Below are 21,776 nucleotides of genomic sequence, written 5' to 3'. Positions count from 1 at the left end.
GCTGTCAGCGGTCGCCGTGCCAGGAGTGCCAGAGCGCGGCGTACGCACCCTGGGCATCGACCAGCTCGTCGTGGCCGCCGAGCTCGACGATCTTGCCGTCCTCGACGACCGCGATCACGTCCGCGTCGTGTGCGGTGTGCAGCCGGTGCGCGATGGCCACCACGGTCCGGCCCTCCAGCACGGTCGCCAGCGACCGCTCCAGATGCCGGGCCGCGCGTGGGTCCATCAACGAGGTCGCCTCGTCCAGGACCAGCGTGTGCGGGTCGGCGAGCACCAGCCGGGCCAGCGCGACCTGCTGCGCCTGCGCCGGTGTCAGTGAGACCCCGCCGGAGCCCACCTCGGTGTCCAGACCGTCGTCGAAGCCCGCGACCCAACCGTCGGCGTCCACCGAGCGCAGGGCCGCCCAGAGGTCCGCGTCGGTCGCGCCCTGCCGGGCCAGCCGCAGGTTGTCGCGCAGGCTGCCCACGAACACGTGGTGCTCCTGGTTGACCAGGGCAACATGACTGCGCACCTGCTCGGCGGACATCTGGTCCAGTGCCGCACCACCCAGGGTGATGTCGCCGACGCGCGGCGAGTAGATGCCGGCCAGCAGCCGGCCCAGCGTGGACTTCCCGGCACCGGACGGCCCGACCAGTGCCACCCGGGCGCCCGGCTCGACCGTCAGCGTCACGCCGTGGAGTACGTCGCGACCCTCCAGGTACCCGAACCGTACGTCGTCGGCGAGCACCGTCCGCCCGTCCGGCTCGGCGTCACTCGTCGTCTCCTCGGTCTCGACCTCACGGACGCCGACCAGGCGCGCCAGCGACACCTGCGCCACCTGAAGCTCGTCGTACCAGCGGATCATCATGTTGACCGGCTCGACGAGCATCTGGATGTACAGCGCACCCGTGGTCAGCGCACCGACGGTGATCCAGCCCTGGATGGCGAAACCGCCACCGATCACCAGTACGGCGGCCAGCGCCACCGTGTGGGTCATGTTGATCACCGGGAACAGGATCATCCGCAGGTACAGGGTGTACCGCTCCCAGGCGACCCACTGACCGATGCGGGTGTCACCGAGGCCGATCCGGCGGCCACCGAGCCGGTGCGACTCGACGGTGCGGCCGGCGTCGACCGTCTCGGCCAGCGCCGAGGCGACCGCGGCGTACCCGGCCGCTTCCGACCGGTACGCCTTCGGGGCGCGGCGGAAGTACCACTTGCCGCCGATGATCAGGATCGGCGCCGCGATCACCACGGCCACGGCCAGCGGCGGTGCGGTGACGACCAGAGCACCGATCAGCAGCGAGGCCCAGAGCGCCGCGATCGTCAGTTGCGGCAGGGCGTCCCGCATCGCGTGCGAGAGCCGGTCGATGTCCGTGGTGATCCGGGACAGCAGGTCGCCCGTCCCGGCCCGCTCCAGGACGCCGGGCGGCAGACCGACCGACCGCACCAGGAAGTCCTCGCGGAGGTCGGCGAGCATCTCCTCACCGAGCACCGCGCCACGCAACCGGGTGAGCCGCGTGAACACGGTCTGCACCGCGAGGGCGATCACGAAGGCGGTCACGACGTACGGGAGCTTCACGTCGGTGTGGCCCTCGGACAACTTCTGCACGACGTTGCCGAGCAACCACGGACCCACCATGGCGCTCAGGGCCGTCACCGCGTTCACCAGCGTCAGCCAGAAGAACGCACGGCGGTGCCGGCGGAACAGTGTCTTCAAATAGGCGCGTACGGTCACGCCACCTGCCACCGGGAGCCGCACTACTTCCTGTGGGGCCGCCGGGTCGTACTCCGGGCGCTTCACACGGACTCCTCGAGAGTCGATTCGTCTTCACGGGTCACGACGGCGCGGTACCGCGGGTTGGTCTGCAACAGCTCGTGGTGCGTACCGACCGCTTCGACGCGGCCGTCCGGCACGAACACCACCCGCTGCGCGCGGTCCAGCATCAGAGGGCTGGACGTGAACACCACTGTGGTCCGGCCGGCCCGCAGCAGCTGCAGGCCGTCGGCGATCCGCGCTTCGGTGTGCGCGTCCACCGCACTGGTCGGCTCGTCGAGCACGAGCACCTGCGGGTCGACGTACAGCGAACGGGCCAGAGCGACCCGCTGCCGCTGACCACCGGACAGGGATCGCCCGCGCTCGGTCAGCACCGCCTGCATCGCGTCGGACTCACCAGCGGGCAGCGTCTGCCGCAGTACGTCGAGAATGTCCTCGCACTGCGCCGCTTCCAGCGCCGTCTCCGGCGAGACCGCACCACTGGCCGGTACGTCGAACAGGTCGCGCACCGTCCCTGACAACAGCACGGGGTCCTTGTCCTGCACCAGGACGACCGTCCGCGCGGAGTCCAGCGGGAGGTCGTCCAGCGCGACGCCGTCGAGCAGCACCGACGCCTCGCCGTCGGCGTTCGGGCTGTGGCCACCCAGCCGGTCGGCCAGCAGACCACCGGCGTCCGGGTTGCCCGAGACCACCGCGGTGAAGCTCCCGGCTGGGACGTGCAGACCGGTGACCGGGTCCAGCAGGTCGCCCTCCGGCGTCTGTGCCTCACCGGTGGCCTTGGTCGCGTCGGTCCGCTGCAGCGCCAGCACACGCGCGGCCCGGCGGGCCGACACCTTCGAGAAGATGAACGCGCTCGCCGTCTCCTCGAACGTGTGCAGCGGCACCAGCATGAACGTGACGAACCCGTACGTCGTGACGAGCTCGCCGACCGAGATCTTGCCGGACGTCACCAGGTGCACGCCGAGCCAGACCACGACCACCAGGAACAGACCGAACAGCAGCACCTGCAGAGCCGCGATCAGCGCCCACATCCGGGCACTGCGGACCGCGCTGCTGCGGTACTGCTGGGAGGCCTCGCGGTAGCGGTCCAGGAACAGCTGCTCACCGCCGATGCCGCGCAGCACGCGCAGACCGGCGACGGTGTCGGCGGCCAGCTCGGTGGCCCGGCCGCCCTTGGCCCGCTGCTCGTCCGCGCGGCGCTCCGCGGGACCCATCAGCGGGACGATCGAGAACGCCAGCACCGGCACGGCGACCAGGACCACCAGGCCGAGCTGCGGTTCGTACAGCATCAGGCCGACGACGACCGCGAAACAGGTCAGCAGGGCGGCGGTGAACCGGCCCAGGACCTCGACGAACCACCCGATCTTCTCGACGTCGCCGCTGCTCACGGCGACCACCTCGCCGGCGGCGATCCGGCGGGTCAGCAACGAGCCCAGCTCCGCTGCCTTGCGCATCAGCAGCTGCTGCAGGCGGGACGCCGTACTGATCCAGTTCGTCACCACGGCGCGGTGGAAGAACGAGTCGGCGGCGGCCTTGGCCGCGCCGAAGACCAGCAGCAGTGCACCGGCCAGCATCAGCTTGGGCCAGGAAAGGTCGATCGCCGCCTGCACGGCGAGACCGACGGCGACCGGAGCGGCGGCGATGCCGCCGAAGAAGACAAGCCCCCAGAAGACTGCGAGGGCCTGCCCGCGCAGCTGCTGGTGCTCCAGCCAGAGAATGAGTCGGAGGCCGGATCGGGTGTCCGGCACACCCGGATCGGCGAACGGAATGAGGCGCAACGACATGACGTCTCACAAAGAGGCATAGAGGGATGAGAGAAGGTGCCTGACCAGGCGAATGGAACAAGCGTAGGCGTGCCCGCCGACAACCCGTCAAACCGTTTTCCGGGCCTGTGGCGAACCTCTCGGGAATCGTTTCCGGAACCGGGTAGTACAGTCTTCAACGGGCGATCGGAAGGAGCCGGGTGGAGGAGCTGACGCGCGGGCGGCGGCTGCTGGTTCTCGGCATCTGTTGCTCCAGCCTGTTCATCGTCGGGCTGGACTCGACCATCGTGAACCTGGCCCTGCCGGCCATCCGCTCGGAGCTCGGAGCGTCGGTCGAGAAACTGCAGTGGACGATCGACGCCTACACCCTGGTGCTGGCCAGCCTGCTGATGGTGTCCGGCTCGACAGCCGACCGGATCGGGCGGCGCCGGACGTTCCAGGCCGGACTGGTCGTGTTCGGCATCGGGTCGTTGCTGTGCGGCATCGCGCCGACCGTGAACCTGCTGATCATCTTCCGGGTGCTGCAGGCCGTCGGTGGTTCGATGCTGAACCCGGTGGCGATGTCGATCATCACCAACACGTTCACCGACCCGCGCGAGCGCGCGCAGGCGATCGGCGTCTGGGGTGGGGTGGTCGGGCTGAGCATGGCGGTCGGACCGGTCGTCGGCGGTTCGCTGGTGGACGGGCCGGGGTGGCGGTTCATCTTCTGGATCAACGTGCCGGTGGCCCTGATCGCCGTACTGATGACCGCGTTGTTCGTGCCGGAGTCGCGATCCGCCGTACCGCGGCGGATCGACCCGGTGGGGCAGGTGCTCGTCGTACTGCTGCTCGGTGGACTGACCTACGGAGTCATCGAGGGACGGTCGGCCGGGTGGGGGTCGCCACTGATCCTCGGGTGCTTCGCTGTGGCCGTGGCGGCGCTGGTGGCACTTGTGTACTACGAGGGGCGCCGGAAGGAACCGCTGCTCGATCCACGGTTCTTCCGGAGCGCGCCGTTCTCGGGCGCCACACTGATCGCGGTGTGCGGGTTCTCGGCGTTGTCCGGATTCCTGTTCCTCAACTCGCTCTATCTGCAGTCGGTGCGTGGGTTCAGCGCGCTGCACGCCGGTCTGCTGACGTTGCCGATGGCAGCGATGACTGTGGTGTTCGCGCCGGTGTCCGGCTGGCTGGTCGGCCACCGGGGTCCACGGGTGCCGCTGGTGGTCGCTGGGACGATGCTGACGGCCGCTGGGCTCATCTTGTCGCGGTTGAGCACCGATACCCCGACGGTGCTGTTGCTGGTCGGCTATCTGGTGTTCGGACTCGGTTTCGGCATGCTGAACGCACCTATTACCAACGCGGCGGTGTCTGGCATGCCGCGAGCCCAGGCAGGGGTCGCTGCGGCGATCGCATCCACCAGTCGCCAGGTTGGAGCCTCACTGGGCGTCGCAGTCGCCGGTACGGTGCTGACTGCGCGGTTGGTCGGCTCTTTCGAGACAGGGTTCGTCGACGCGGCTCAGCTCTGCTGGTTCATCATCGCAGGCTGCGGACTGCTGGTCCTCGTGCTGGGACTCATCACAACCACGCAGTGGGCTCGCCGTACCGCGTCTGCGGTCGCAGACGAGCTGTCGGAAGCTAAGGCTGCTCGATGAGGCCGGCGCGGGTCAGCGCCTTGAGGCGGCCCTTCAGGATCTTCTGGCGGCGCTCCTCGCCGGGGAACAGTTCCAGGTAGTCCGGTCCCTTCGCGGCGAGCAGGTCGTCGTCGAGGCGGCGTACCGTGCCGGCCGGGGCCCGATGGGTCATGGCGGCCTGTACCGCCCGGCTGTCGATGCCCGTGAGGAGTTCAGTGAGTTGCTCCTCGGTCGTGACGCCGAGGCGGTGCAGCACACCGAGGATCCAGGTGTAGTGCGTCGTCTTCGCGTGCGGTGCGTCCGGGTAGCGACGGGTCAGGTACGTCGTCAGCGTGGCCGTGGTGAGATCCAGCGGAGCCTTGTCCGAGGCGGTCGCGGCGAGCTCGCGGTACAGCCGGTCGATCTCGGTGAACTCGTTGTCGGCCAGCTCCATCAGCGCCGCGGCCAGCAGGAACCGCCGGTCGAACTCCGGCTTGCGGTCCGGCGGGATGTCCAGCTTGTACCGGATGTCGTGCTCGAACTCGGCCCACGCGTGCTGAACCGCCGTCCGCACCTGGATCTCCATCACCAGGTTCTTCAGTACGGCGTACTCCGGCAGTTCGCGGCGGTGCTCGTTCAGCCGGACCAGGTAGTGCTTGCTCGCGTACCCGAAGACGCCCTGCGCCCGGGTGTGCGCACCCATGTCGGTGTGCTCGACGATCTCGAACTCGGCCTCGATCACCTCGCACACCCGGTCCACCGCCTCGACCAGGAACGTGATCACCCGGGCCGCGACCAGGTCGGTGATCTGGTTCAGCGGATCGTCGTACTTCGGCCGCGCGGGATCGTCCGGGTGCGGTTTCGAGGCCTTCGCGAGGAACGACTCCGGGTCCTTCGCGCGGGCCGTCGCGGTCAGGTAGTTGATGCCTTCCTCTTCACCGATCAGTTCGTTGATCAGCGCCTCGAGCTTGCGCGCGCCACCGACGTACTGCTGGTGCACCCGTTCGTACAACGCCCCCGCTTGCGGAGCCCACTCCACCATGGGCGGAACCCTAGTGCCCCGGCCCCGCACCCCGCCTCGCCGCCAGGCGAGTTCCTCGCTTCGAGCCGACTTTGTGCACCGCGTCCGTACGTTCCGCGTCCGAAGGCACGGAACGGGTGCACAAAGTCGGGTGCTAGCGGTTGCTGGCGGGTGCTGGCGGGTGCTAGCGGTTGCTAGCGGTTGCTGGGGGTTTCTAGGGGTTTCTTGGGTTTTTGGTAGAGAGGGGTAGAGAGTGCTCGCGACACGCTCTGGTTCTTGATTGGTCAATCTACGGAAAACGCTAGACGGGCTCATACAGTGAAAGCATGGATCCGATCCGGAATCCCTATGCGCCCGGCGCCGGTCAGCGGCCGCCTGAGCTGGCCGGACGCGACACCGAGGTGCGGCAGTTCGAGGTGGTGCTCGAACGGGTCGCGGCGGGCCGGCCGGAGCGGAGCCTGGTACTCAGCGGGCTCCGGGGTGTCGGTAAGACAGTGCTGCTCAACACGCTGCGGTCGCAGGCGATCAAGCGAGCATGGGGGACCGGGAAGATCGAGGCGCGACCGGATCAGAGCGTCCGGCTGCCGATCGCGCAGGCGCTGCACACCGCGATGCGGGAGCTGGGACACCGGCACCGCGACGACGAGCGGGTCGACCAGTTCAGCGCCGTACTGAAGGCCTTCGCGTTGCGGACCGCGGCGAATGACCGGAAGGGCATCCGGTGGCACCCGCCGGTCGACGTGGCGGCGGCCAAGGGGCGTGCTGACTCCGGTGACCTCGAGATGGACCTGATCGAGCTGTTCACCGACGCGGCGGATCTGGCCGGTGATTTGTCTGTCGGGGTCGGGTTGTTCATCGACGAGATGCAGGACATCAGCGCGGACGACCTGTCCGCGCTGTGCGCTGCCTGCCACGAGATCTCGCAGCAGAGCGCGCCATTGGTCGTTGTCGGTGCTGGGCTGCCGCATCTGCCCGCCGTACTGTCTGCCAGCAAGTCGTACTCCGAGCGGCTCTTCCGGTACATCCGTGTCGACCGGTTGGCGCGCGACGCGTGCGACCGGGCGTTGATGATCCCGGCGGAGAGCGAGGGCGTGCAGTACGACGAGGAGGCGCTGGACGAGCTGTACGCGCAGACCGACGGCTATCCGTACTTCGTGCAGGCCTTCGCACACTCCACGTGGGACCACGCACCCACGTCACCCATCACCATCAAGGACGTGGCTGTGGCGGCACCCGAGGCGTCGGCCGAGCTGACGGTCGGCTTCTTCGGCTCGCGGTACGAGCGTGCGACTCCGGCCGAACGCGAGTACATGCGCGCGATGGCCGAGCTCGGCATCGGTGTCGACGACGGCGCCGTCCCCACCGCCGAAGTCGCCAGCACCCTCAACCGCAAACCCCAGTCCCTCTCACCCGCCCGTGACGGCCTCATCAAGAAAGGCCTCGTCTTCTCCGCCGAACGCGGCACCGTAGCCTTCACCGTCCCCCACTTCGGCAAATTCCTCCGCACCCGCACCGCCTGACCTCCGCGCACTCCACAGCCGAGCTCCACGCGTACGAGGGGATGACCGTTGGTGTGAGGGGTTCTGCGTTGGTGTGAGAACCGAGAACCCCCACCACGAGGGGATAACCCACCGGCTCGCGGGCAGGTGTAGTGGTTGCTCGGCGGTTCTTGGTGTGAAACGGGGGTTTCGGGGTTCTGTGATGACTCTGTAGGGTCAATTACCATGACCACCCGGCGGAGCGGCCAGTCTGCGGACGCGGCTGGGCGGAAGCGGCGTGCGGGGCGGCACAGTCGGCGGAAGTCGTACAAGGGCCAGTGGCTCACGGTGACTGCGCTGGCGGTGCTCGGGACCGTGGTGGTCGCGCATCCGGATGTGACGCATCAGGCCAGCCTCGCGGCCGAAGTGGTTGCGGGGGCCGGCAGTGCGGTGCGCGAGGAGCCGGACAACATCGCGGCGCCTCCGCCCAGTGCGACGCCGATCGCGACGCCGACGCAGAAGTTCACGACACCGTTGCGGCCGGCACCGAGTCTGACGCGCAAGCCCAAGGGTGCGAAGCCGAACGTGCTCGTCTCGACCGGGAAGCTGGCCGTGGTGCCGGGCTTCAACAAGGCGAGCGGTGTCAAGGACAAGCTGACGTACCGCGTGGAGATCGAGCAGGGCGTGACGGTGAACGGCGCCGCGGTGGCTGCCGCGATCCACAAGACGCTGACCGACCCGCGGGGCTGGCAGGCGATCCATCCGGTGAACTTCGAGCGGACGGACAGCGTCAACGCCGATCTGCGGATCATCCTGGCGACGCCGACCCTGACCGACAAGCTGTGTCTGCCGCTCGACACCGGCGGTGAGGTGTCCTGCCGCGTCGAGGACCGGGTGGTACTCAACGCGAAGCGCTGGATCTACGCGATCCCGGCGTACAACGGGAACGTCGAGCTCTACCGCAGCTACCTGGTGAACCACGAGGTCGGGCACGCGCTCGGCCACGGCCACTCGACCTGTACGAAGGTGAAGACCCCCGCGCCGGTGATGATGCAGCAGACGAAGGGCCTGGCCGGCTGCCTACCGAACGCCTGGCCGACCATCAAAGCCACCTGAGAGACTGGGTACGACGGGAGGGAGCAGGCATGTCGTCACAGGACTTCCCGACGTACGGCCGGGGCGATGAGCCCGAGCAGCAGCCCAGTGCGGAACAGCACCACTACGCCCCGCCGACGCCGTACGGCGGTGGCAACTACGCTACCGGCCAACAGCCACCGGACGCGCCCGAGTACTACGCGCAACCGGAGCGCTACGGCACACCGCCCGGCCAGTACGGCGTCCCGCCGCAACCACAGCCGCAGGCCCCTGGGCAACTGCAGGGACAGGTGACCGCACCGCACGCCCAGCCCCCGACGTACCGCCCCGGCACCCCGTACGGCGCCCCGTCGCAGCCCGAGCCGCACCAGCTCCCGACGTACGGCCGTGAGGAACCGGTCGCACCGCGTGACCCCCGCGCCGCTCGGGTGGTCGGCCTCGCCGCGGGGATCGCCGCCCTCTACGGGCTGCTCGTCATCTCCGTCCAGCGGGTCTCGCTGCGCGACATCTCGCAGGCGCCGGGCTCGCCGCTCAACCACCCGCTGCGCACGGACGTGATCGACGCGGTCGGTCAGCTGCTTCTGCTCGTGGTCGGTGTGGTCGCGCTGGTGATGTGGTTCCGTGACGTCCGGGCGCGGGTCCGTGCCGGTCGGCAGCTCGAGCCGGGCGAGCTGGTCGGGCTGATCCTGGTCGCGGTGTCCGCGGTGCCGATCCTGGTGTGGCTGGTCATGGTGCTGTCCACCGGTCTGGGTGCCAACGACGAGTCGGTGCACCGGCTGCCGACGGCGTACGGCTGGGGTGGCTTCGGGCTGTTGCTGCTCGCCGCCGGCCTGTTCCTCGGGTACCGCGAGCTGAAGCCCGAGGTACCGAACCCGGTTGTGCAGGGTCCGCCGGCCAAGGCTCCCTGGGAGTGAGCGCACCCGTCGTCCTGGTGCCCGGCCTGGGTCTCGGCCCGGAGTCGTACACCCGGACGGTCGAACACCTGATCACGCCGTACCACCTGGTCACCCTGCCCGGGTACGGCGAACCCGCGGGTGCCCGGGAGGACCTGCACCCACGGGCCCTCGCGGTGGCGCTGGGCGAGAAGATCCGCGAGCGGTCGGTGCTCGTCGGTCATTCGGCGAGCTGTCAGATCGTCGTCGAGGCTGCCGTCCGGTACCCCGAGTTGGCGCACGCCGTCGTCCTCGTCGCGCCGTCGGGTGACGCCCGGATGTCGAGCGTGGACCGAGCGGTGCGCTGGCTCGGGTCCGCCGTACCCGACTCGCCGAAGCTCCTGCGGGTCGTCACCCCGCAGTACGCCCGGACGACACTGCCGACCATCGCCCGGGCCGGCGAGGCCTCCCGGCAGCACGACCTTGCCGCGGTGATTTCGCAGGTCAAGGCGCCGGTGCTGATTGTCCGCGGGCGGCATGACCTGCTCTCGACAGCGGAGTGGGTCGATCGGCTCGCGACGCTCAGCCACGGCGAGGCCCGCACCCTCGACACCGGCGCCCACATGCCGATCGTCACCAACGGCCCCGAAGTGGCGACTCTCATAGAACGAGCAGCCACTCTTCCGGAAAGTCGCTGACGCGTTAGAGTTAACGCGTCAAACCTCTGCGGGAGCTCGCACCGAGTAGCGCGGGCTGAGAGGGCGACAGCTGGGTCGCCGACCGCCTGAACCTGACCGGGTAATGCCGGCGTAGGGAGTGGGTCACTCATGACCAGTACTGCTGTCCGTTCTGCGAGCACCACCGAGGCGCCGCTCGTCCTCACCACCGACGCGCCGCGGACGCTCGGGTTCTTCGACCAGTTCACGCTGTGGGGGAACTTCGGGATCTCGCTGTTCGGTCCGGTCACCGGTGCGCTGGTGGCGGCGTACACGGGCTCGCTGTGGCAGGGTCTGCTCGCGGTCGTGGTCGGTTGTGGGATCGGTGCGCTCGTGCTCGGCGGTGCGGCCGTGTTCGGCTCGCAGACCGGGGCGCCGGCGATGGCCTGTCTGCGCGGGCTGTTCGGCCGCCGCGGCTCGATGGCGCCGACCGTGCTGAACATCGCGCAGAACGTCGGTTGGGCGACGATGGAGATCATCGTGATCTCGCAGGCCGCGGTCGCGGTGACGAGCGAGCGCTGGCGCTGGGTGTTCGTCGTACTCGCGGGCATCATCGCGACGACGATGGCGGTCCGGCCGCTCGGCAGCGTGAAGATCCTGCGGAAGTTCATGGTCTGGCTGGTGCTGCTCGCGTCGATCTACCTGTTCGTCCAGGTGCTCAGCAAGCCGGCGCACACGCTGCCCCAGGACAACGTGTTCGGCTTCTGGCCGGCGGTCGACCTCGCCGCGGCCGGTGTGGTGTCGTTCGCCCCACTAGCTGCCGACTACACGCGCCACTCGCGCACTAATAAGGCTGCTTTCGGCGGCTCCGCACTCGGCTATGGCCTGGCCGCGATCGGGTACTACGCCCTCGGTGTCGTCGCCGTCGCAACGCTGCAGACCAACAGCGATGACGTGATCACCGCGCTGGTCACGCTGCCAGCCGGCGCGATCGCACTGTTCGTGCTGCTGGTGGATGAGGTCGACGAGGCGTACGCGAACGTCTACTCGACCACGATGGCCGCCCACAACCTGATCGGCCACGTCGACCGGCGGTGGATCTCCGTCGCGATCGGTGTGATCGCCACCGGTATCGCGCTGTTCATTGACCTCGGCAACTACACGCAGTTCCTGTACCTGATCGGCTCGGTCTTCATCCCGTTGTTCGCGGTCGCGATCGCGGACTTCTTCATCGTGAGCAAGATGAAGTGGGACGTCTCCGATACGGCGAAGTTCCGCTGGCAGCCGACGCTCGCGTGGCTGATCGGTTTCGCGGCGTACCAGCTGGTCAATCCGGGCACCGTCAGTGGATGGTCGCCGTTCTGGACCGACATCCAGCAAGGGCTGTTCAACCACCAGCCGGTGCCGACCTGGCTCGGTGCGACCTACACGTCGATCATCGTCTCGATGGTGGCTGCTGTACTGCTCGGCCGGATCGGTCGGCGGCCGGCTGCCTGAGCAGCCCCAGCGCGACCGTTGGGAACACCAACACTGACAGCAATCCGGCGCAGACCAGCGCGGCGGCGGTGACCGGTGTCATCAGGCCGGTCAGTACGCCGATCTGCGTCGCCGTGACGATGAACGGAAGCGAGGTCGCCTGCAGCAAGGCCGTTGCGGCAGTCGCCCGGGATCCCAGCCTCCGCACCGCGAGGTATGCCGGTGCTCCGCGGACGACGAGCAGTGCCAGCAGGAAGAGCGGCACGCGGATGAGCGCCGTCGGGTCGCTGAACAGACCGCGAAGGTCCAGACGCAGTCCACTGGTCACGAAGAACACCGGAATCAGGAAGCCGTAGCCCAACGCTTCAAGCTTGATCCGAAAGCGCGGATGCGACGCGGTGTCGCGATCCACCAGTCCGATCACCGCACCGGCCAGGAACGCGCCCAGGATCGTCTCCAGACCGAACTGCTCGGCCAGCGCCACGAACGCGACCATCAGGACCACTGCGGCCCGGACCCGGATCTCCGCCGTCGTGTCCTGTAGTCGCAGCAGCACTCCGCCGAGTCGCTGCGACTGTCCGGCGGTGGCGACGACCAGTCCGGTGACGACGACCAGCAGTGCGAACAGTCCGACCATCACCAGCCGTTCACCCGCGCTGCCGCCTTCAGTCGAGAACACCAGCGACAGCACCAGTACGGCGGCGAAGTCAGCGACCGACGCGGCGGCAATCGCGAACTGCCCGACGCTGCTCTCCGACTGGCCGGCGTCCTTGAGCACCGGAACCACCAGCCCGAGTGACGTCGCCGACAACGTCACTGCGAGCAGGAACGGGCTGTGCACCCACCCGGCTGCGGACAGGCCGAGTCCGGCGAGTGAACCGAGCAGCAGCGTCACGACGTACCCGAGGACCGCCAGTCGCAGCACCTGGCCGCGGAGCTGGTGGACGTCGATCTCCAGGCCGGCCAGGAACAGCAGGAAGGCGAGGCCCAGCAGCGCGACGATCTGTACGGGCAGGTCCACAGTGACCAGTCCGAGCCCGTGCGGCCCGGCCACGATCCCGGCCACGATCTCCAGTACGACGGCAGGCACGCGGAGTCGCGGTGCGAGCCCGAGCAGCAGCGGTGCGAGCAGCGCGATCAGCGTGACCGCGAACAGATTGGCGAACTCAACGTGCGGCATACCGGGTCAGTGCCACCGCTGCGGCCGGACGTTACGCGTCAACTGCGGGGAAAGCCGCGGAACGCCTCCATCAGACCGTTGCGAGTCTGCGCGGACAGGTGCTGCGGGTCGACCTGACCGACCTCGGCGATGGTACGGCGGATCTGTTCGACGTAGATCTCGCAGCCGTCGCAGAGTGCGAGGTGTTCGACGAACCGCTGCTCGGTCTCCGGATCCAGCGCCTGCTCGAGGTACGCGGTGACCAGTTCAACCAGCTCGGCGCACGTCATGAGCCAGCTCCTGCGAAGTAGTGCTCCAGCCGGCCGCGGACGGTCGCCCGGGCGCGGTGCAGCAGGACCCGTTGGTTGGCCATCGAGATCTCCAGCAAGTCACACACGTCCTCGGCGTCGTGGCCGTCGATGTCCCGGAGCGTCAAGACCACCTGCTGCCGGATCGGCAGGCCGTCGATCGCCGCCGCCACCGTCGCGCGGACCTCGTGCGCGAGTACTTCGGTCTCCGTCGTCGGCCAGCGCTCCGGAAACGCGCGCCATCCGCCCGGGTACCGGTCGTCGGCGCCGCGGAACCGCTGCGGGTCCATCGTCGGCCCATGGTCCGGGGCCAGGCTGGTCCACGGCACGGTGCGCTGCTCGCGGACCGCCCGTTTCCGCGCGATGTTCACCAGGATCCGGTACACCCAGGTGCGCAGCGTGGACCGGCCCTCGAAGCGCTCGATCCCCTCGAACACCGCGAGCCAGGTGTCCTGGACGACCTCCTCCGCGCTCGCCGTGGTCGACACGAACGACCGGGCCAGCCGCAGCATCGAGCCCGACCAGCCGTTCAGCAGGCATGCGAACGTCTCCTCGTCCCCGGTACGCAGACCGTCGACAAGTACGTCGTCCGTCGGCACCACCACCCCCACAGGCCGACGGTACAACAGCGGCCGTCAGCGGTACTCCGGGTTCTCGAAGTCGAACCGGCAGCCGGCATCCCATTCGGACCGCTGGTTGCCGTGCGCCGGGATCCCGCCGGAATCCTTCAGCATCCTGGCGAAATGCAGCAGGTTCCAGGTCATGAAGGTTGTGTTCCGGTTGGTGAAGTCGTTCTCCGGGCCGCCCGAGCCGGTGTCCAGGTACGACGGTCCGGGGCCGGCCGCGCCGATCCAACCGGCATCGGCCTGCGGTGGGATCGTGTAGCCGAGGTGCTGCAGCGAGTAGAGGATGTCCATCGCGCAGTGCTTCACGCCGTCCTCGTTCCCGGTGATCAGGCAGCCGCCGACGCGCCCGTAGTACGCGTACTGCCCGTGCTCGTTGAGGATCGACGAGTTGCCGTACAAGCGCTCGATGACGCGCTTGGTGACCGAGCTGTTGTCACCCAGCCAGATCGGCCCGGCGATCACCAGGATGTCGGCCGCGAGCACCTGCTCCTGGATCGCCGGCCACGCGTCGGTCGCCCAGCCGTGCTCGGTCATGTCCGGCCAGACACCCGTCGCGATGTCGTGGTCGATCGCCCGGATCACGTCGACCTGGACGCCCTGCTTCTCCAGGATCTTCCGGCTGATGTCGACCAGGCCCTCGGTGTTGCTGACGGCCGGCGAGCGTTTCAGCGTGCAGTTCACGAACAGTGCGCGAAGGTCGTCGTACTCGGTCATCGGTAGCTCCTAAAGCAGTTCGGCGTCCTGCTCGATGCAGAGCAGGGCTGGTCGGGTGGCGGCGAACAGTTCGGTCATCGCGGCGTCCAGGTCCGCGCGCCGGGTCACCCGCAGCCCGATTGCGCCACAGAGTTCGGCGTACGACGCCCAGTCCGGGTTGTGCAAGGAGGTGTGCCAGACCGGGTAGTCGGCGGCGAGTTGTTCCTTGCTGATCTTGCCGAGCGAGTGGTTGTCGAGCAGGACATGCTTGATCGGGATGCCGTACTTGACCGCGGTCGTGAGTTCGGCGGCGTACTGCGCAAACCCGCCGTCGCCGGTGACCGCGACGATCGGCCGGCCGGGTGCGGCGGCCCGCGCGCCGAGCGCCGCCGGATACCCGAAGCCGATCGAACCGAGGTAGCCGGACATCAGCACAGGCTGGCCTTTCGACTCCAGGTACCGGCCGAGCGAGTACGCATGGTTGCCGACGTCAACGGTCACGACGGCGTCCGTGGGCAGGTGCCTGGACAATGCGTCGAAGACCGCGGCCGCAGACACACCCTTGCCCCGGTCGTCGTCGACCCGGCGCTTCTTCTCCGCCCGCCAGATCGCCCAGCGTTCGGCCACATCCGGCCGCTGATCCTCGGCCTTGGCGTCGGCGAGCATCCGGGTGAGCGTGGTCAGCGCCAGTTGCGCGTCGCCGAGCACGTCCACGGCGACCGGGTCGAAGCGACCGATGGCGGCGTGGTCGTCGTCGATCTGGACGATCGGCTTGTACGCCGCGATGCCGGTGTGGTTCGAGAACGAAGCGCCGACGACGATCAGCAGATCCGACTCGTTCATCAGCCAGCTCGCCACCGGCGTACCGCTGCGGCCGAGCACCCCGGCGCCGAGCGGATGGGTGTCCGGCACCAGCCCTTTGGCCTTGAAGGTGGTCAGGACGGGTGCGTTCAGACGCTCCGCCAGCTCGCGCACCTCGGTCTCGGCACGGCGGGCGCCGTGGCCGACGATCAGCACCGGCCGGCGGGCGTCGCGGATCATCCCGGCAGCCCGGCCCAAACTGTCCTCGTCCGGGCGGATCAGGCGCGGTGACAGCCGTCCGCGCGGGCCCATGGCCGGCGCGTCCGACGGCTGCACCTGGACCTCGTCGGGCAGCACCAGGTGGGCGACGCCGCGGCCGTCGACCGCGTGCTTGACCGCGAGCGCCGCCAGCTCGGCGTGGTCACTGCCCGCGTGCACCGACGTACTCGAGACCGCGACGTCCTTGAAGACCGCGGTCAGATCGAGATCCTGGAACGCGCCGCGCCCGCGCCACTTCGACGGCACCTGTCCGGAGACGGCGATCACGGGCGAGCCGTCGAGCTTCGCGTCGTACAGCCCGGTGAGCAGGTTGGTCGACCCCGGGCCCGCGATCGCGAAGCACACGGCCGGCCGGCCGGTCAGCTTGCCGTAGGCGCCGGCCGCGAACGATGCGGCACCCTCGTGACGGATCCCGATGTAGGTGAGTTCGCCACGGTCCTCGGCGCGCCGCATCGCGTCGGCGAACCCGAGGTTGGAGTGCCCGACCATGCCGAACACGTGCGTTACCCCGTGCGCGACCAACGTCTCGACCAGAACGTCCGCGACGGTCCGTGCCTGCGTCGGCAGTTCCGGAAGCCGTACGTAGACACCGTCGGCGCGCTCGTCCACGTCGTACGACGCAACGCCGTCGGAGAACCCCTCCGGTGGCTGACCGGTGATCGGGTCGTAGTCGTACCCGTGCCACGGACAGCGCAGCAGTCCCTTCTCGATGGAGCCCTCACCGAGCGGACCGCCCTGATGCGGGCACTTGTTCTCCAACGCGCCGAGTCGCGCCCCACAGCGCGCCATGGCGATGCTCCGACCGTCGACGACGACACTGCGGACCCGGCCTTCCGCCGGTACGTCGATCTCGTTCACCCGATGCCAGTTCGCTGACATGTAACGTCTCCCGCCCCTCGCGACACCGACCCTCCGACAGATCAGTGCCGGCCACCGGTCAGGCGTTACAGGAAGAGGGGGCACCATGGACGCACGTTCGCTCGCCGTAACCCGCCGATCCCTGCACGGCGTCGCCGAACTGCTGCTGGCCGGACCGCAGCACCGTCAAGGCCGCGGCATCAAGCTGCGTGTCGTACCCGGCGGCTTCGGCACCCTGGACGGCACGCTTCGTGTTGCCGGCGACTCGTTGGTCTCGCCGACGATCTCCGTGCCGTTGACCGGCACGTACGCCGAACTCGCCGCGGCCGTCGGCGTCGAAGCGAGCCGACTCGACAACGTGTACTCCGGCGGTCCGAAGATCGCGCCGGACGACCACTTGGAGATCGACCCGGCGGCCACCCGGCTGCTCGAGGACGCCTTCGCCCGCGGCGACGCCGCGCTCCGGGCCGTCGCGCCGGGTGAGACGCCGACGCTCTGGCCCGAGCACTTCGACGTCGGAGTCAGCGTCGACAAGGTCAACTACGGCGTCTCACCAGGCGACGACAGCCTGCCCGAGCCCTACGCGTACGTCGGTCTGCCGACGCCGCGCACCGGTGAATTCTGGAATGCACCGTTCGGCGCCGCCCGCCCGCTGTCAGAGCTGTCCGAACTGTCCGCCATCCGGGAGTTCTTCGATACCGCGAGATCCCTGCTGGACAACTGACCCGGGGCTACCGGAATACTTGCCGCATGCTGAACTCCGCACTGCGTAGCCGGGCCGAATATGCGGAACTCGGGGCCGACGGCCTGGCCGCGCGTACGACGCCGGAGCGGGACGCGATGATCGTCAAGGCGGTCGAGGAGCTGCTCGCCGACCGCGAGACGGTGCTCGACCTGTGCTGCGGGTACGGCCGGATCGCGCTGCCGCTGCGGCGCTCGGGCAAGGTCGTCCGCGCGCTGGACATCTCGCCGAACCTGATCGAGGCCGGCCGCGCCCAGGCCGCCGAGGAAGAGCTCGCGGTCGACTGGGCGATCGGTTCGATGACCGATCTGCCGTACAAGTGGGACTCGTTCGACGCGGTGATCTGCCTGTGGACGGCGTTCCACGAGCTGTTCGCCGAGGACGAGCAGATCTCCACGATCTGCGAGATCTCCCGGGTGCTGAAGCCGGGCGGGATCGCGGTCATCGAGGGCCCGGCCTGGGGCCCGGCGACGGCCGCCGAGATCGCCAACGGCCTGCGGCAGGGACCCGAGCACCGGATCGTCACCACCGAGCACGCCGACGACACCAGCAGCGTGCACTTCATCCACGACGAGATCAGCTACGGACGGCTCTGCGCGGCCGCCGGAATCTCCGACTACAAGGTCTACAAACGAGACTGGGGCGGTCGCCGGCGGCTGATCCTGGAGATCCACCAACCAGCAAATCACTGACACGTCAGGAATTCGGCGGCCCTTGCGGGTAGTGGTGAACAAGAAGCAGATCCCCACTCCACATTGGGGATCTGCTCCTTTGTGTATTCAGTCTAAATCTATTCCGGACGATTCCGGAAAACTCGGCTTTTTGCTTCGAGATTCAGCAAGAAGCGTTTCGCCTCGAGCCCACCGGCGTACCCGGTGAGGGCGCCGCTCGCGCCGACCACCCGGTGGCACGGCAGTACGACGCAGACCGGGTTCGCCCCGAGGGCCGTGCCGACCGCGCGGGCCGCCTTGGGTTTCGCGATGTCGCCGGCGACCGCGCCGTACGTCGTGGTGGCGCCGTAGCTGGTGTTGGCCGGCAGATCGTTCAGGACCAGTCGCTGGAAAGGGGTCGCCAGCGCCAGGTCCACCTCGACGTCGAAGGCCTGACGCTCGCCGGCCAGATACTCGTCGAGCTGGCGGCGCAGGTCGTCGAGCGGGCGGGCCTGCCGCAGTACCCGCGGCGAGATCGCGCGGGCCAGCCGATTGGTCATCGTCTCCTCGTCGCCGAAGGAGCTGGCCACCACCCGGCCGTGCGTGATCGCGAGTAGCAAGGTCCCGATCGGGGTGTCGTGCAGCGTGTAGGCGACGTCCGCCGCCGGGAGGATCGGGGGTTTCAGGCCGGGTGTGCTGAGCCGGGTCAGCCGGCTCTCGAGATCAGTCATCGTGTACTCCGAGTTTCGTGCGCAGGGTCGCCAGCGCGTCGCTGACGAGCCGGCGCGACGCCGCGGGGGTGGTGTCCAGGGCGGCGGCCACGCCGTGGTGGTCAAGGTCGCCGACGTACTTGAGCGTGATCGCGAAGCGTTGCCGCTCCGGGAGTTGGTTGACCGCCTGCCACAGGTCGGGGTCCGGCCAGTCCGCGGCCTCCGGGCCCTCGACCGCGACCGGCGGCGCCTCGTCCAGCGGGCGCTGCGGTTTCCGCGTCCGGTGGACGTCGGTCGCGCACCGGGCGGTGATGGTCAGCAGCCAGCCGCGCAGGTTCTTCGCCGACGTCAGCGCCGGGTAGGCGGCGTACGCCTTCTCCCAGGCGCGTTGTGCGACGTCGTCACCGTCCACCGGTCCGGCCAGCGCACGCGCCAGTCGGGCCACGTCCCGCCAGTGTGCGTCGAGCAGCGCCTGGAACGGCGGCAGTGCGACCTTCTCCCGAGCCATCACGTAAGTAGAACGCATCGCCCACGCGGCGTGTGAGTCCGCATCACGAGATTGTCCACTTAGTCAGTAGACAATGATGCGAAGATATCTGACATGACGACGACCTTCCTCACCCGCCGTCGCGTCATCGATCTGCTGCGGACGGCGAGCGCCACCTGTCGGTGAGCCCTGTCCTCGTACCGCACGAGGCTGTCCCGCTTCTCACTTCATGAGGCCGCTGCCTCTGTTCTCCGCCCGGTAGCCGCTGCCGGTCGTCCCTGCCCCGTGTTTCGAGGGAGAGACATGTCTTTGCCTGCCCTGAACCGTCCTGCCCTGTCCGTCGTCCCCGACCATGCCCAGGAGCGGGTGGTGGACTCCGACGTCTACCGCTCGGTCTTCCGTCGCCACGCCGCCGGTGTCGTGGTGATCACCGCGGACGCCGGCCACGGCCCGTCCGGGTTCACCGCCACCTCGCTGGTCTCGATCAGCCTGCTGCCGCCGCTGGTCTCGTTCGCGATCGCCACCAGCGCCTCCAGTTGGCCGACTGTGAGTACGGCGTCCAGCGTGGTGATCAACTTCCTGTCCGCCGACCAGCACGGAATCGCCGGCCGGTTCGCGACCAGCGGGATCGACCGGTTCGCCGAGCCGACCCGCTGGTCCCGCCTCGCCACCGGGGAGCCTGTCCTCGACGACGCCCCGAGTTACCTGCGTGCGCAGGTCGAGCACCGCTTCGCCGTCGGCGATCACTACCTGGTCGTCGCCCGCCTCGCCACCCACACCGAACGCCGTGAACACGAGCCGCTGCTCTACCACGACGGCCGGTACGCCACCGCCACCCCGAAAGCACACCATGCCTGAGATCCGTAAGTTCGCCGTACTCACCGCTTCCCTGACCACGGCGCTGGCTGCTGTCGCCCTGCTGACCGGCTGCGGCGGTGATGCCAAGGCCGGTGGCGGCGCGGACGCGAAGCTCTCGCTCGACGCGCCGCTGCCGACCACCGTTCCGGCCGGCGCCAAGATCGTCGTCGGTGACCCGGCCACCGAGGTCGCGCTGAAGCTCTCCGGCCAGTACGACGCGGTCTCGAAGTACGTCCAGTTCGCCAACCTGAGTGGCGGCCCGCAGACCACCGAGGCGTTCCGGGCGCACGCCCTCGACCTCGGCTCGGTCGCCGAGATCCCCTCGATCAACGCGACCTGGACCGGCCTGCACGTGAAGATCGTCGCCTCCAAGTTCCGGCAGGACCCGCTCACGCACCCGATCTACAAGCTCGGGGTCGCGCCCGGCGTGTCGGTGTCGACGCTCGGCGACCTGCGCGGCAAGAAGATCGCCTACAGCCCCGGTCAGGCGCAGGGCGCGCTGATCCTGAAGGTGCTGAAGAAGGCCGGGCTGACCAAGGAGGACGTGAAGCTGGTCGAGCTGCCGAGCACCGGTGACGTGTACTCGAACGCGCTCTCCTCGAAGCAGGTCGACGTCGCCCCGATCGGCGGCGTCCAGATCAAGCGGTACCTGGCCAAGTACGGCAAGGACGGCGCGAGCGTGATCGACCACGGCCTGCGCGACGACGCCGGCCACCTCTACGGTCCGGTCGAGTCGCTCGAGGATCCGGGTAAGGCGGCCGCGATCCGCGCGTACGTCGCCGCCTGGGGAATCGCGCAGAACTGGATCGACAAGCACCCCAAGGAGTGGATCGCGGGGTACTACGTGAAGGACCAGGGCCTCACCGAGGCGGATGGTCAGTGGCTGGTCGACAACGCCGGTCACCCGGACATCCCGGCGGACTGGAGTGACGCGATCCAGCGGCAGCAGGAGACGATCGAGCTGCTCGCGAAGGAGACCGGAAACCCGGTGATCCAGGCGAAGGACCTCTACGACCTGCGGTTCCAGACCGTCGCCGCGGACGCGATCAAGGGCGGCGCCAAATGAGCGCCACAACCCTGCCCGGGTTACGGACCCGGAGCACCGCGAAACCCGTCGTACGCCGTCGGCGGCTCGGGCCCGGCAAGCCGATCAGGTTCGGGGCCGCGATCGGGCCGGTGCTGCTGCTGGTGATCTGGAGTATCGGGTCCGCGGCTGGTTGGATCGACCAACGAATCCTGTCCGCGCCGTGGACCGTGGTGACCACGGCCGGCGACCTGATCGCGGACGGCCGGTTGCAGTCGAACCTTTGGACGTCGGCCCAGCGCGCGCTGCTCGGTCTGGCGCTCGGAGTCGTGCTGGGTGTACTGCTGGCGCTGATCTCCGGGCTGTCCCGCCTCGGTGAGGCGGTCCTCGACGGGCCGATCCAGATCAAGCGGGCGATCCCGTCGCTCGCCTTGCTGCCGCTGCTGATCCTGTGGCTCGGCATCGGCGAGTCGATGAAGGTAGTCACCATCCTGCTCGGGGTGTTCGTGCCGGTCTACATCCACACCCACAACGGCCTGCGCACCATCGACAGCCGGTACGTCGAACTCGCGCAGACGGTCGGGTTGTCGCAATGGCAGTTCATCCGCCGCGTCGTACTGCCGGGAGCACTGCCTGGGTTCCTGCTCGGCCTGCGGTTCGCGGTGACCGGCGCGTGGCTGTCGCTGGTCGTCGTCGAGCAGATCAACTCCACCAGCGGAATCGGCTACATGATGGAGCTGGCCCGCACGTACGGACAGACCGACATCATCATCGTCGGCCTGGTCGTGTACGGCGTCCTCGGCCTGCTCTCCGACGCGGTCGTCCGCCTGATCCAGAGGAGGGCCCTCTCATGGCGCCGAACGCTAGCCTCGTAA

General features: G+C 68.8%; 22 protein-coding genes and 1 riboswitch. Of the genes, 12 read left to right on the top strand and 10 right to left on the bottom strand.

Annotation, left to right across the window (positions count from 1 at the left end; translation table 11 throughout):
• Positions 1 to 4: 4 nt before the first annotated feature.
• Complete coding sequence (locus ACFYRH_RS04515; RefSeq protein ID WP_387767991.1) at positions 5 to 1,783, bottom strand: ABC transporter ATP-binding protein; 1,779 nt, start codon at positions 1,781 to 1,783, stop codon at positions 5 to 7.
• Entirely contained in the window at positions 1,780 to 3,540 is a 1,761-nt protein-coding gene (locus ACFYRH_RS04510) for an ABC transporter transmembrane domain-containing protein (protein WP_387767988.1), read from the bottom strand. Before ACFYRH_RS04510 ends, ACFYRH_RS04515 begins: the two co-directional genes overlap by 4 nt.
• 179 nt (positions 3,541 to 3,719) lie before the next feature.
• Here ACFYRH_RS04510 and ACFYRH_RS04505 point away from each other — a divergent pair, with 179 nt between their 5' ends.
• Complete coding sequence (locus ACFYRH_RS04505) at positions 3,720 to 5,150, top strand: MFS transporter (protein ID WP_387767985.1); 1,431 nt, start codon at positions 3,720 to 3,722, stop codon at positions 5,148 to 5,150.
• On the opposite strand, the gene ACFYRH_RS04500 is transcribed toward ACFYRH_RS04505, so the two are convergent.
• On the bottom strand, positions 5,134 to 6,150 hold the full coding sequence (locus ACFYRH_RS04500; protein WP_387767982.1) for a GTP pyrophosphokinase family protein: 1,017 nt from the start codon (positions 6,148 to 6,150) through the stop codon (positions 5,134 to 5,136). The genes ACFYRH_RS04505 and ACFYRH_RS04500 overlap by 17 nt on opposite strands.
• Before the next feature lie 305 nt (positions 6,151 to 6,455).
• Here ACFYRH_RS04500 and ACFYRH_RS04495 point away from each other — a divergent pair, with 305 nt between their 5' ends.
• The 5 genes from ACFYRH_RS04495 to ACFYRH_RS04475 all read left to right on the top strand — a co-directional run bounded on the left by ACFYRH_RS04495 (position 6,456) and on the right by ACFYRH_RS04475 (position 11,727).
• Positions 6,456 to 7,649: an ATP-binding protein gene (locus ACFYRH_RS04495; RefSeq protein ID WP_387767979.1), complete on the top strand. Its 1,194-nt coding sequence runs from the start codon at positions 6,456 to 6,458 to the stop codon at positions 7,647 to 7,649.
• Positions 7,650 to 7,853: 204 nt separating this feature from the next.
• Entirely contained in the window at positions 7,854 to 8,723 is an 870-nt protein-coding gene (locus ACFYRH_RS04490) for a DUF3152 domain-containing protein (protein ID WP_387767976.1), read from the top strand.
• A gap of 29 nt (positions 8,724 to 8,752) precedes the next feature.
• Positions 8,753 to 9,616, top strand: coding sequence for a hypothetical protein (locus tag ACFYRH_RS04485; RefSeq protein WP_387767973.1), 864 nt, complete (start codon positions 8,753 to 8,755; stop codon positions 9,614 to 9,616).
• A complete protein-coding gene (locus tag ACFYRH_RS04480) occupies positions 9,613 to 10,272 on the top strand; it encodes an alpha/beta fold hydrolase (RefSeq protein WP_387767970.1) in 660 nt (219 codons plus the stop codon). The genes ACFYRH_RS04485 and ACFYRH_RS04480 overlap by 4 nt, the downstream gene beginning before the upstream one ends.
• A gap of 18 nt (positions 10,273 to 10,290) precedes the next feature.
• A riboswitch (TPP riboswitch) is annotated at positions 10,291 to 10,407 on the top strand.
• Positions 10,402 to 11,727: a purine-cytosine permease family protein gene (locus ACFYRH_RS04475; protein ID WP_387767967.1), complete on the top strand. Its 1,326-nt coding sequence runs from the start codon at positions 10,402 to 10,404 to the stop codon at positions 11,725 to 11,727. Its footprint overlaps the riboswitch before it by 6 nt.
• Here the strand turns inward: ACFYRH_RS04475 and ACFYRH_RS04470 are convergent.
• Genes ACFYRH_RS04470 through ACFYRH_RS04450 form a run of 5 tightly spaced genes read right to left on the bottom strand, consistent with a single transcriptional unit; the run spans position 11,666 to position 16,451 of the window.
• Positions 11,666 to 12,886, bottom strand: a complete 1,221-nt coding sequence (locus ACFYRH_RS04470) for a cation:proton antiporter (RefSeq protein ID WP_387767964.1) — start codon at positions 12,884 to 12,886, stop codon at positions 11,666 to 11,668. The two genes, ACFYRH_RS04475 and ACFYRH_RS04470, sit on opposite strands and share 62 nt — an antisense overlap.
• A 38-nt stretch (positions 12,887 to 12,924) precedes the next feature.
• Entirely contained in the window at positions 12,925 to 13,155 is a 231-nt protein-coding gene (locus tag ACFYRH_RS04465) for an anti-sigma factor family protein (protein ID WP_387767961.1), read from the bottom strand.
• A complete protein-coding gene (locus tag ACFYRH_RS04460; protein ID WP_387767958.1) occupies positions 13,152 to 13,784 on the bottom strand; it encodes an RNA polymerase sigma factor in 633 nt (210 codons plus the stop codon). Before ACFYRH_RS04460 ends, ACFYRH_RS04465 begins: the two co-directional genes overlap by 4 nt.
• Positions 13,785 to 13,808: 24 nt before the next feature.
• A complete protein-coding gene (locus tag ACFYRH_RS04455) occupies positions 13,809 to 14,513 on the bottom strand; it encodes a flavodoxin family protein (protein WP_387767955.1) in 705 nt (234 codons plus the stop codon).
• A 9-nt stretch (positions 14,514 to 14,522) separates the two neighbouring features.
• Positions 14,523 to 16,451, bottom strand: coding sequence for a thiamine pyrophosphate-binding protein (locus tag ACFYRH_RS04450; RefSeq protein WP_387767952.1), 1,929 nt, complete (start codon positions 16,449 to 16,451; stop codon positions 14,523 to 14,525).
• Positions 16,452 to 16,536: 85 nt separating this feature from the next.
• Here ACFYRH_RS04450 and ACFYRH_RS04445 point away from each other — a divergent pair, with 85 nt between their 5' ends.
• Positions 16,537 to 17,154, top strand: coding sequence for a hypothetical protein (locus ACFYRH_RS04445; protein WP_387767949.1), 618 nt, complete (start codon positions 16,537 to 16,539; stop codon positions 17,152 to 17,154).
• Between the two features lie 26 nt (positions 17,155 to 17,180).
• The gene (locus ACFYRH_RS04440; RefSeq protein WP_387767946.1) at positions 17,181 to 17,864 is read left to right on the top strand and encodes a class I SAM-dependent methyltransferase; all 684 of its coding nucleotides are present in this window, start codon (positions 17,181 to 17,183) and stop codon (positions 17,862 to 17,864) included.
• Positions 17,865 to 17,962: 98 nt separating this feature from the next.
• Here ACFYRH_RS04440 and ACFYRH_RS04435 read toward each other — a convergent pair whose 3' ends face one another.
• Both ACFYRH_RS04435 and ACFYRH_RS04430 read right to left on the bottom strand, forming a co-directional pair.
• Entirely contained in the window at positions 17,963 to 18,553 is a 591-nt protein-coding gene (locus ACFYRH_RS04435; RefSeq protein WP_387767943.1) for a methylated-DNA--[protein]-cysteine S-methyltransferase, read from the bottom strand.
• Positions 18,546 to 19,040 (bottom strand): RNA polymerase sigma factor, encoded by a 495-nt coding sequence (locus ACFYRH_RS04430; RefSeq protein ID WP_387767940.1) that lies wholly within the window; start codon positions 19,038 to 19,040, stop codon positions 18,546 to 18,548. Before ACFYRH_RS04430 ends, ACFYRH_RS04435 begins: the two co-directional genes overlap by 8 nt.
• Positions 19,041 to 19,133: 93 nt before the next feature.
• Here ACFYRH_RS04430 and ACFYRH_RS04425 point away from each other — a divergent pair, with 93 nt between their 5' ends.
• The 4 genes from ACFYRH_RS04425 to ACFYRH_RS04410 all read left to right on the top strand — a co-directional run bounded on the left by ACFYRH_RS04425 (position 19,134) and on the right by ACFYRH_RS04410 (position 21,776).
• Complete coding sequence (locus tag ACFYRH_RS04425) at positions 19,134 to 19,205, top strand: putative leader peptide (protein WP_387771715.1); 72 nt, start codon at positions 19,134 to 19,136, stop codon at positions 19,203 to 19,205.
• A gap of 117 nt (positions 19,206 to 19,322) precedes the next feature.
• Complete coding sequence (locus tag ACFYRH_RS04420) at positions 19,323 to 19,877, top strand: flavin reductase family protein (RefSeq protein ID WP_387767937.1); 555 nt, start codon at positions 19,323 to 19,325, stop codon at positions 19,875 to 19,877.
• Positions 19,870 to 20,943: an ABC transporter substrate-binding protein gene (locus tag ACFYRH_RS04415; RefSeq protein ID WP_387767935.1), complete on the top strand. Its 1,074-nt coding sequence runs from the start codon at positions 19,870 to 19,872 to the stop codon at positions 20,941 to 20,943. The genes ACFYRH_RS04420 and ACFYRH_RS04415 overlap by 8 nt, the downstream gene beginning before the upstream one ends.
• Complete coding sequence (locus tag ACFYRH_RS04410) at positions 20,940 to 21,776, top strand: ABC transporter permease (protein ID WP_387767932.1); 837 nt, start codon at positions 20,940 to 20,942, stop codon at positions 21,774 to 21,776. The genes ACFYRH_RS04415 and ACFYRH_RS04410 overlap by 4 nt, the downstream gene beginning before the upstream one ends.

It is taken from the genome of Kribbella sp. NPDC004875 (assembly GCF_042873375.1).
Lineage (GTDB): Bacteria > Actinomycetota > Actinomycetes > Propionibacteriales > Kribbellaceae > Kribbella.
The sequence above is the reverse complement of the archived record's forward strand: the minus strand, read 5'-3'. Positions and strand labels throughout refer to the sequence as shown.

Excerpts from the sequence above, each read along its gene's own strand:
- ACFYRH_RS04455 (WP_387767955.1), bottom strand. The coding sequence starts at position 14,513 with ATGACCGAGTACGACGACCTTCGCGCACTGTTCGTGAACTGCACGCTG.
- ACFYRH_RS04510 (WP_387767988.1), bottom strand. The coding sequence starts at position 3,540 with ATGTCGTTGCGCCTCATTCCGTTCGCCGATCCGGGTGTGCCGGACACC.
- ACFYRH_RS04495 (WP_387767979.1), top strand. The coding sequence starts at position 6,456 with ATGGATCCGATCCGGAATCCCTATGCGCCCGGCGCCGGTCAGCGGCCG.
- ACFYRH_RS04465 (WP_387767961.1), bottom strand. The coding sequence starts at position 13,155 with ATGACGTGCGCCGAGCTGGTTGAACTGGTCACCGCGTACCTCGAGCAG.
- ACFYRH_RS04490 (WP_387767976.1), top strand. The coding sequence starts at position 7,854 with ATGACCACCCGGCGGAGCGGCCAGTCTGCGGACGCGGCTGGGCGGAAG.
- ACFYRH_RS04450 (WP_387767952.1), bottom strand. The coding sequence starts at position 16,451 with ATGTCAGCGAACTGGCATCGGGTGAACGAGATCGACGTACCGGCGGAA.
- ACFYRH_RS04500 (WP_387767982.1), bottom strand. The coding sequence starts at position 6,150 with ATGGTGGAGTGGGCTCCGCAAGCGGGGGCGTTGTACGAACGGGTGCAC.
- ACFYRH_RS04475 (WP_387767967.1), top strand. The coding sequence starts at position 10,402 with ATGACCAGTACTGCTGTCCGTTCTGCGAGCACCACCGAGGCGCCGCTC.
- ACFYRH_RS04470 (WP_387767964.1), bottom strand. The coding sequence starts at position 12,886 with ATGCCGCACGTTGAGTTCGCCAATCTGTTCGCGGTCACGCTGATCGCG.
- ACFYRH_RS04410 (WP_387767932.1), top strand. The coding sequence starts at position 20,940 with ATGAGCGCCACAACCCTGCCCGGGTTACGGACCCGGAGCACCGCGAAA.
- ACFYRH_RS04485 (WP_387767973.1), top strand. The coding sequence starts at position 8,753 with ATGTCGTCACAGGACTTCCCGACGTACGGCCGGGGCGATGAGCCCGAG.
- ACFYRH_RS04420 (WP_387767937.1), top strand. The coding sequence starts at position 19,323 with ATGTCTTTGCCTGCCCTGAACCGTCCTGCCCTGTCCGTCGTCCCCGAC.
- ACFYRH_RS04435 (WP_387767943.1), bottom strand. The coding sequence starts at position 18,553 with ATGACTGATCTCGAGAGCCGGCTGACCCGGCTCAGCACACCCGGCCTG.
- ACFYRH_RS04440 (WP_387767946.1), top strand. The coding sequence starts at position 17,181 with ATGCTGAACTCCGCACTGCGTAGCCGGGCCGAATATGCGGAACTCGGG.
- ACFYRH_RS04445 (WP_387767949.1), top strand. The coding sequence starts at position 16,537 with ATGGACGCACGTTCGCTCGCCGTAACCCGCCGATCCCTGCACGGCGTC.
- ACFYRH_RS04430 (WP_387767940.1), bottom strand. The coding sequence starts at position 19,040 with ATGGCTCGGGAGAAGGTCGCACTGCCGCCGTTCCAGGCGCTGCTCGAC.
- ACFYRH_RS04415 (WP_387767935.1), top strand. The coding sequence starts at position 19,870 with ATGCCTGAGATCCGTAAGTTCGCCGTACTCACCGCTTCCCTGACCACG.